This window comes from Bacillus sp. 7894-2 (genome assembly GCF_002272225.1).
GTDB lineage: Bacteria > Bacillota > Bacilli > Bacillales > Cytobacillaceae > Cytobacillus.
In genome coordinates, this window is the sequence record NZ_NPDG01000142.1 from 48,059 (window position 1) to 56,756 (window position 8,698).

The 8,698-nt window shown below is 43.1% G+C and carries 6 protein-coding genes and 1 other annotated feature; of the genes, 1 reads left to right on the top strand and 5 read right to left on the bottom strand.

Going from position 1 to position 8,698, the window contains the following annotated elements:
- Positions 1 to 13 precede the first annotated feature (13 nt).
- The 3 genes from aspS to CHI10_RS22505 all read right to left on the bottom strand — a co-directional run bounded on the left by aspS (position 14) and on the right by CHI10_RS22505 (position 3,695).
- Positions 14 to 1,789, bottom strand: coding sequence for an aspartate--tRNA ligase (gene aspS, locus CHI10_RS20070; RefSeq protein ID WP_095245938.1), 1,776 nt, complete (start codon positions 1,787 to 1,789; stop codon positions 14 to 16).
- Between the two features lie 25 nt (positions 1,790 to 1,814).
- Complete coding sequence (gene hisS / locus CHI10_RS20075) at positions 1,815 to 3,089, bottom strand: histidine--tRNA ligase (RefSeq protein WP_095245939.1); 1,275 nt, start codon at positions 3,087 to 3,089, stop codon at positions 1,815 to 1,817.
- Positions 3,090 to 3,185: 96 nt separating this feature from the next.
- Positions 3,186 to 3,425, bottom strand: a binding site (T-box leader).
- Positions 3,426 to 3,539: 114 nt separating this feature from the next.
- Complete coding sequence (locus CHI10_RS22505) at positions 3,540 to 3,695, bottom strand: hypothetical protein (protein ID WP_163143348.1); 156 nt, start codon at positions 3,693 to 3,695, stop codon at positions 3,540 to 3,542.
- 249 nt (positions 3,696 to 3,944) lie between these two features.
- Between CHI10_RS22505 and CHI10_RS20080 the strand changes: the two genes are divergently transcribed.
- Complete coding sequence (locus CHI10_RS20080; RefSeq protein WP_286137513.1) at positions 3,945 to 5,690, top strand: N-acetylmuramoyl-L-alanine amidase family protein; 1,746 nt, start codon at positions 3,945 to 3,947, stop codon at positions 5,688 to 5,690.
- Between the two features lie 49 nt (positions 5,691 to 5,739).
- Here the strand turns inward: CHI10_RS20080 and dtd are convergent, their stop codons facing one another.
- Together dtd and CHI10_RS20090 are read right to left on the bottom strand one after the other, a co-directional pair.
- On the bottom strand, positions 5,740 to 6,180 hold the full coding sequence (gene dtd, locus CHI10_RS20085) for a D-aminoacyl-tRNA deacylase (protein ID WP_095245940.1): 441 nt from the start codon (positions 6,178 to 6,180) through the stop codon (positions 5,740 to 5,742).
- A gap of 14 nt (positions 6,181 to 6,194) precedes the next feature.
- Positions 6,195 to 8,390 (bottom strand): RelA/SpoT family protein, encoded by a 2,196-nt coding sequence (locus CHI10_RS20090; RefSeq protein ID WP_095245941.1) that lies wholly within the window; start codon positions 8,388 to 8,390, stop codon positions 6,195 to 6,197.
- Between the last annotated feature and the right edge of the window lie 308 nt (positions 8,391 to 8,698).

The window sequence follows — 8,698 nt, forward strand, 5'->3', positions numbered from 1 at the left end:
ATTAAATAGGAAATTACTCACTTTTTTTCAAATTAAGTGCTAAATTCAAATCATTTAGCTGCGATTGGCTGACTTCGCCGGGAGCTTCTGTAAGCACACAGCTCGCACTTGCAGTTTTAGGGAATGCAATTGTATCCCTCAGATTTGTTCTGCCGGCCAATAGCATTACGAGTCTGTCCAATCCCAGGGCAATACCGCCATGCGGAGGAGTGCCGTATTCAAATGCTTCAAGCAGGAATCCAAACTGTTCTACAGCTTCCTCTTTTGAGAATCCGAGCACACTGAACATTTTCTCCTGAATATCTCTTTCGAAAATACGCAATGAACCGCCGCCAAGCTCGTAGCCATTTAACACAAGGTCATATGCTTGTGCACGGACCCCAGCAGGATCCTTATCAAGAAGATCTAAATCTTCTCTGGCAGGCATTGTAAAAGGATGATGGGCTGCATAATAGCGGCCTTCTTCCTCATCGTACTCCAGAAGCGGCCAGTCTGTAACCCAAAGGAAATTAAATTTGCTTTGATCAATCAGCTCAAGCTCTTTTCCGAGCTTTAATCGCAGAGCGCCAAGTGCATCAGCGACTACACTCTTCTTATCAGCAACAAAGAGGAGCAAGTCTCCTGGTTCTACTGACAAAGCTGCGTAGAATGATGTTTGCTCATCTTCAGTCACAAACTTGGCAATCGGCCCCTTTAATCCGTCCTCTTCAGCTTTTAACCACGCAAGCCCTTTTGCACCATATACAGCTGCAAACTCTGTTAGAGCATCAATATCTTTTCGGGAATACTTTCCTGCCCCATTTTTCACATTAATGGCCTTAACCTGGCCCCCGGAAGCTACTGCTCCGGCAAACACCTTGAAGCTTGACTCTTTCACTATTTCCGACAGATCCGTTAATTCCATCCCAAAGCGTGTATCCGGCTTATCAGACCCAAAACGGTCCATCGCCTCCTGATAGGTCATGCGCGGGAATGGAAGCTGGACATCCAGGCCTTTTACTTCTTTCATGACCTTTTCCATCATGTTTTCCATCAGGCCGATGATTTCTTCCTGGCTCATAAAGCTCATTTCGATGTCGACCTGAGTAAATTCAGGCTGGCGGTCTGCACGCAGGTCTTCATCACGGAAGCAACGTGCAATTTGGTAATAGCGTTCAATACCGCCTACCATTAATAACTGCTTAAAGATTTGAGGGGATTGCGGAAGAGCATAGAATTCACCCGGATGCACACGGCTTGGAACTAAATAATCACGGGCTCCTTCCGGGGTGCTCTTCGTTAGGATCGGTGTTTCTACATCAAGAAACCCTTCGCTGTCAAGAAAATCCCTCATAGCTTTTGTTACTTGATGACGCATTTTAAAGGTATCAAACATAACCGGGCGTCTCAAATCCAGATAGCGGTATTTAAGACGGACATCCTCGGAAACATCTGCATTATCACCAATAACAAAAGGAGGTGTTTTTGCTTCATTTATGATTGTAACTTTTTCAGCTTTTATCTCAATGCGCCCTGTTTTCAGATTCTCATTGATCGTGCCATCTTCACGTGCAATTACTTCTCCCTCTATATCCAGCACGAATTCATTGCGGATCTTTTCAGCTGCTGCAAGAGCTTCAGGGGATACTTCCGGATTGAATACAACCTGAACGATGCCAGTGCGATCACGAAGATCGACAAAAATCAGGCCGCCCAGATCCCGGCGTTTTTGCACCCAGCCTTTTAAGCTTACTTTTTCTCCAATAGATCTTTCCGTTACTTCCCCGCAAAAATACGTTCGCCCAAACATACTAATTCCTCCTGTAAACACAAGTTTATGATTGATAAAGTGCTGTGAACTTCTCTATAAACGAATCAAGTTCAACCTCTGTTTGCTCCCCTGATTCCATCGATTTTACATTAATTTTATTCGCTTTAAGTTCATCTTCGCCCAGGACAGCAACAAATTTCGCATTCGAGCGGTCTGCCGCTTTAAACTGCGCTTTAATTTTTCTGTCAAGATAATCTTTTTCAGCAGAATATCCTGCCATCCGAAGTTTTTGAAGAAGGCCGACTGTATAATCCTTAGCTTCCTCTCCAAGGGAGACAAGGTAGCAATCAATGCTCTTAGCAAGAGGCAGATCGACCTTTTCCGCTTCAAGAGCAGCAATGAATCGCTCAATACTTAAAGCAAACCCGATTCCCGGCGCTTCAGGACCGCCAATTTCCTCAGTGAGGCCATTGTATCGTCCGCCGCCGCAAAGAGTAGTAATAGCTCCGAAACCTTCGGAATCACTCATAATTTCAAAAGCTGTATGATTGTAGTAATCCAGGCCGCGAACAAGATTCGGATCGACCGTAAAGTCAATATCCAGGTTCTTTAGATACTTTTGAACCTTTTCGAAATAGGTTTTGGAATTATCGTTTAAAAAATCTAAAATGGATGGAGCAGATTTCATAAGTTCATGTTCACGATCTTGTTTACAGTCCAGAATGCGCATTGGATTCTTCTCAAGACGGTTCTGGCAATCCTGGCAAAACTCACCAATCCGCGGCTTAAAGTGGTTGACCAAGGCTTCTCTGTGTGCAGTACGGCTTTCTTTATCTCCAAGGCTGTTCACAATCAACTTAAGCTTTTGCAGACCCATGCTTTTATAAAGTGACATTGCCAGTGCAATTACTTCTGCATCAATTGCCGGATCTGCACTGCCGATCGCTTCGACACCGAACTGGACAAACTGGCGGAAACGACCAGCCTGTGGGCGTTCATAACGGAACATAGGCCCCATATAGTAAAGCTTTACAGGCTGGCTTGCATCGCCATGCATTTTATGCTCAACAAATGATCTTACAGTTGAAGCTGTTCCTTCAGGACGAAGGGTCAGACTGCGGCCGCCGCGGTCTTCAAATGTGTACATCTCTTTTTGAACAATATCCGTTGTATCTCCAACACTGCGAAGAAATAATTCTGTATGTTCGAATATTGGTGTCCTGATTTCACGGTATTGAAACTTCTCACAAAGCTCCCTTGCCTTCTCTTCAATCAATTGCCATTTCTCAACTTCTCCCGGCAGAATGTCCTGCGTTCCCCTCGGTATTCGAATTGACATAAAAATTACCTCCTAATGCAAAATGATAAGTATGTATGAAATTTCAGATTTGCAATCGTAAAAACAAAAAAACCCCCGCCTCCTTGTATATTAAATACAAGGGACGAGAGTCTGGTTTTTCCCGTGGTGCCACCCTAGTTGAAGCCTATAAATAGACTTCCTCTTTTACAGTTAACGCCTGTTAACGTTCAGCTCCTACTAAAGATGAATCCTTTTCAGAGAGAAACCTACGAAGTGTTCTTTCGTTAAATCATCATGTGAGAATGCTTTCAGCCGGGCGGCATTCTCTCTCTTTTCATGTGGGGTTTAACTACTCTTCTCCATCAATGGTTTATTATCGAAAAGCATGAACGCCTTGGTCTGGCGCTGCAGCTAGACATTTAATTGTTTTGTCATTTTATTTATATTATAATACGGAGCATTTCCTTCAATGTCAAGACTAAAAACATGCTATGATCGTTCCAGCCTTTTTTTCAGTTTTCTTACATCCCTGAGAGATAGTCCAAACTCTGACGCGAGTTCGATCATGTTCGAGTTCTGTTCTTTTTGTATAAAATCATGAAAATCCACCCCAAACAGCTGATTTTCACCAGATTGTGCAGACATTCCTTTATCTCCAAATCTCATTGTGCTCACCCTTTTTTATGTAGTCTGTTCTATTCTTGCCATTTTCAGTTGAAATGTTTCATAAGGGAAAAATTAATTTCCCAGCTAAAAATGATGGATGATAATCCGATATTAGAAGGGATATTGCACAAGATGGAGAAGTATTTTAGGACCAAAGTTCTCTTGACTGCCGGCACCTTGTTTGTTTTTCTTTTAATAAGGATTTTAATTTTGAAAGGAGGCGGCCTGTTGAAGAAAAGAAAGCCACTTATTCTCGTGATATGCCTAATGCTTTTTGCCGGCATAACACAGACGGAAACACAGGTTAAAGCTGAAAACAGTTCTGTAACAATCACCACCAGCAATCTTAACGTCCGTCAAGGACCTGGTTTAAGCTACCCCATTCTGGGACAAGCCCAGAAAGGAGATCAATTTAACATCCTTTCCCGTGAAGGAGAGTGGATTAAAATTAATTTTCAGGGGGAAAATGGCTATGTCGCAAGCTGGCTTGTTTCCAATTTGACTTCAAATCAGACCGGAGAAAAAACGGCAGGTGAAAATTCCCAGGCAGTTATCACAACAGATGGCCTTAGGGTGAGAAAGGGTCCTGGTACAAGTTACGGCGTTCTGGGGACCATCCAAAAAGGAACAGCCTATAAGGTCAAGAGCACAGAAGGAAGCTGGGTTAAGATTCAAACTCCATATGGAGATGGATGGGTGGCAACTGAATTTATCAAATTCAGCAGCACACGAAAGAAAAGTTCATCCGGCATCAGCCAAACCGGGACTATCACGGCAAACTCTCTAAATGTGAGAAACAAGCCTTCTCTACAAAGTGACATCATCGGCAAACTTAATTCGGGTGAGACAGTTGCGGTACTTTCTCAAAATAACAGCTGGACAGAAATCTCTTTCTCAGGAAATACAGGATGGATCAGCAGCCAATATATTACGGTTCAATCCTCACAATCAGAAAGCAAACCAAAACAGGCTTCATCCGGAAAAACCGGCACTGTAACAGCAACCACTTTAACCGTAAGAAACAAAGCATCGTTAAATGGAAAACCAATTGGTTCAGTTGCCAAAGGCCAAGCTTTCTCCATTCTTGAAGAAGCTAATAATTGGGTAAAGATTGAATATCAGCCTGGTTCTTATGGATGGGCGGCAAGCTGGTTCATAGACATAACAGCCGAAAAGAACTCCGGCTCCTCTCAGCAAAATATAAACGGCAGTTCTGCAATTATCTTACATAACGGATCAAATATTAGAAAAAAAGCGAGTACCCAGTCAGGTGTCGTCCATAGAGCAAATAAAGGAGACAGCTTCGAGATTATCAGTCTGAATAATGATTGGTATGAAATTCGCCTGCCAAACGGCGGAAAGGGTTTTGTAGCAGGCTGGATCGTTTCAGTTGAAGGATCTGCACCTGCAGTAACAAAGCCGGGAGCGGAAAAGCACCTGAATAATAAAACTATTGTGATTGATCCCGGTCATGGAGGCCGTGATAACGGGACAACAGGAGCAAGAGGGACACGTGAAAAGGACATTACTATCAGGACCGCTCAATTGCTTGCCGAAAAATTAAGGGCTGCAGGTGCTAATGTCATTCTGACCAGGAGCGGAGATACCTATTTGCCGCTGCCTTCGAGAGTAGGCATTTCACATCATCATAATGCAGATGCTTTTATCAGCATTCATTATGACAGCACGCCGGACCGGACTGCTCGGGGAGCGACTACCTATTACTATCATCCTTTCCAAAAGGAAATCGCTTCCAATATCCACTCCAATGTAACTGCGATGACAAACCTGAGAGATCGGGGATATAGAGTCGGAGACTACCATGTAATCAGGGAGAACAAACGGAATGCCGTTCTGATTGAACTTGGATATCTAAGCAATCCGGCAGAAGAAGCCCTGATTGCTTCTGCACAGTATCAGCAATCAGCAGCAGCAGGAATTTATCAGGGACTTGCCCGCTATTTTAAGAATTAGCAAAAAAGCCCCGGCACTCAAATTGGGATGCCGGGGCTTTTTGCGTTCATTATTTGCTTTCTAAGATTAAGGTAACTGGCCCATCGTTGGTTAACTGAACATCCATCATGGCGCCGAATTCACCTGTTTCGACTTTCAGGCCTTTAGCTTTCAGAAACCGGTTGAAAGCATTATAGATTTTCACGGCATGCGCAGGCTTGGCCGCATCCATGAAATTGGGCCGTCTGCCCTTTCGGCAATCTCCATACAGTGTAAATTGCGAAACTGAAAGAATTTCACCTTTCTGATCGAGCAGTGATAGATTCATTTTGCCGGCATCATCTTCAAAGACGCGAAGATTGGCAATCTTATCAGCCAGAAATGCTGCGTCCTCTTCTTTATCTTCATGGGTGACTCCAACGAGCAAAACAAACCCCTTTTTGATGCTTCCAACGGTTACTCCGTCCACCGTTACACTGGCTTCTTTGCTTCGCTGCACTACAACACGCATTCTATCTGCTCCCTTTAGTTCATAATCCTTCTTACCGCGTAAATATCAGGGATTTGCTTTATCCGCTCTACAACCCTTTGCAGGTGGCTTACATTGTGTATAGCAATGGACATATTGATCGTTGCTGATTTGTTTCGGTCCGAACGGCCCGATACGGCTGAAATGTTGGTTTTCGTTTCATTAACAGCCTGAAGAACCTCGTTCAATAAACCTCTGCGGTCATAACCGGTAATTTCTATTTCAACATTATATTCTTTCCGGTCATTTAATGCTGTTTCCCACTCTACCGGGATGAGCCTTTGTTTTGCATCATCCGTTTCGATATTAGGGCAATCATCACGGTGTACAGAGACACCTCTGCCCTTTGTAATAAACCCGACGATTTCATCCCCCGGGACAGGATTACAGCAGCGGGAAAGGCGAATGAGGAGGTTATCTATGCCTGAAACCCGGACACCGGATTCGCGTTTTTTTGCTGAAGTAAATGTCTTTAGTTCCGAAACAGCATTTGTAATATCGGAGGTTTGTTCAAGGTCGCGCTTCTTGCGCCATTTTTCTGTAAGCCTGTTGGCAACCTGAAGGGCTGTTACCCCATTATAGCCAACAGCAGCATACATATCTTCCTCAGTAGCGAAATTAAATTTCTCTGCAATCCTTTTGACATTATCAGGTGTCAGGATTTCCTTCAGCTCAAATTCCATATTGCGGATTTCCCGTTCAACAAGCTCTTTCCCTTTTTCCACATTTTCTTCTTTTCTTTGCTTTTTGAAGAACGTCCGAATTCTATTTTTTGCCTGTGAAGTCTGAGCCAGCTTCAGCCAGTCTTTACTTGGCCCATAGGAATGCTTGGATGTCAGAATTTCAATGATATCTCCGGTTTTCAGCTTATAATCCAGGGTTACCATTTTCCCATTCACTTTGGCGCCGATAGTCTTGTTTCCTATTTCCGAATGTATCCGGTAAGCAAAGTCAATCGGGACTGACCCGGAAGGAAGCTCGATGACGTCCCCTTTGGGAGTAAACACAAACACCATATCGGAAAACAAATCAATTTTCAACGATTCCATGAATTCTTCAGCATTGGCTGCATCATCCTGGAATTCAAGTATTTCACGGAACCATGTCAGCTTCTCCTCGAAAGAAGAGCCCTCATTCACTCTTTTTCCTTCTTTATAAGCCCAATGTGCAGCAATACCAAACTCAGCAATTCTGTGCATATCCATAGTGCGGATCTGGACTTCCAGAGGGTCGCCCTTTGGTCCGATAACCGTAGTATGAAGTGACTGATACATATTCTGTTTAGGCATTGCAATATAATCTTTGAAACGGCCGGGCATTGGCTTCCAGCAAGTATGAATAATCCCGAGAACCGCATAGCAATCCTTAATGCTGTTTACAACAATGCGTACAGCCAGCAAATCATATATCTCATTGAATTGCTTATTTTGAAGGGCCATTTTACGGTAGATGCTGTAAATATGCTTAGGGCGTCCCGAGATTTCTGATTTAATCGAGACCTCTGACATTCTGCTCCTCATAACATTGATTACATCATCTAAATACTCTTCCCGCTCCGCCCTTTTTTTCTTCATCAGGTTTACAATCCGGTAATACTGCTGCGGATTTAGGTACCTCAAGGCTGTATCTTCAAGCTCCCACTTAATCTTGGAGATTCCAAGCCTATGGGCAAGAGGCGCAAAGATTTCAAGTGTTTCATTTGAAATGCGGCGCTGCTTTTCAGCCGGCAGATGCTTGAGTGTCCGCATATTGTGAAGGCGGTCAGCAAGCTTAATCAGGATTACACGGATGTCCTGGGCCATAGCCACAAACATTTTCCGGTGGTTTTCAGCCTGCTGCTCTTCCTGAGATTTATATTTAATTTTCCCCAGCTTTGTTACACCATCGACAAGCATGGCCACTTCTGAATTGAAGGCTTCTTCGATATTCTCCAATGAGACTTCGGTGTCTTCAACCACATCGTGAAGAAAGCCGGCTGCAATCGTAGATGGATCCATCTCAAGATCAGCAAGTATGCCTGCTACCTGGATTGGATGGATGATGTATGGTTCACCGGATTTTCTATATTGTTCACGATGGGCATGCTTGGCAAACTCGTATGCTTTTTTAACAAGCTCTGCATGCTCATCGTTTAAATATTCTTTTGCCCTGTTGATGACTTGCTCGGCGGTCAGAACTTGATCGTTCGCCATGGAATCACCTTTATCTCCCTGAATTTTATGCAGTTGCATAATGTAATAATTTTGAAAATGGTCATAAATAACAAGTTATTAAAAAAATTAATATTGCTACTATTATCGAAAAAAAAAGTGAAGATGTAAAGGGATAGACTGTTATTTTTATGGGAATAACAAAAATTTTGTCGTTTTTTGTCCTAATTCCTTTATTGTTTTTCCAGAAATGGATTTGGAAACCCTTTAAATACTATTTTTAAAAAATTAAAAGGCTCTTTTAGTATAAATTGTTGTTTTCACCTATTAATGTTGCCCGTTGATTTCCG